Source organism: Xanthomonas sp. SHU 308 (assembly GCF_000364645.1).
Taxonomy (GTDB): Bacteria; Pseudomonadota; Gammaproteobacteria; order Xanthomonadales; family Xanthomonadaceae; genus Xanthomonas_A; species Xanthomonas_A sontii.
This window is the reverse complement of the sequence record NZ_AQOK01000580.1, coordinates 1-486: the sequence shown is the minus strand read 5'-3', so window position 1 is coordinate 486 and position 486 is coordinate 1. Positions and strand designations below refer to the sequence as shown.

The 486-nt window shown below is 73.3% G+C and carries 1 pseudogene; it reads left to right on the top strand.

The features are described from left to right. Positions 1-172: 172 nt before the first annotated feature. Positions 173-486, top strand: a pseudogene (locus D588_RS0116835) (biliverdin-producing heme oxygenase); the annotation flags it as partial.

The window sequence follows — 486 nt, the reverse complement described above, 5'->3', positions numbered from 1 at the left end:
GCGGCCGGCGGCTGAGGCGCAGCTCCGGCGGCGCGTCCGGCATGAACGGCTCAGTTTGCGGGATGAACGCCATCGCCTCCCGCACGGCCTCGCCTGGCACCGCGCGGTCGCGATTGTTACGCTGTGTCCTCTCTTTCGTCGCGGCCGGCCGGCTGCTGTACCAGTCGCCTGCATGATGTCTCCTCCCGACGGAACCGCCCTGCCGCTGACCGCTGCGCGCTTGCTGCGCGAGGCCACTGCGCAGCAGCACCAGGCGGTGGAAGACCTGCCGGCGATGCGCGCGCTGATGGACCCGGCGCTGTCGCTGGCCGACTACGTGCAGGTGCTGCGTCGCCATCACGCGGTGCTGGCCGGCTGGGAACAGCGCGAAGCGGCCTGGCTGCGCGACTGCGGCGACGCGCACTGGCAGTACCAGCCGCGCACCCCGCTGCTGGCGCAGGATCTGCACGCGCTGCGGGCAGCGCCGCCAGCGCCGCAACCGCTGCC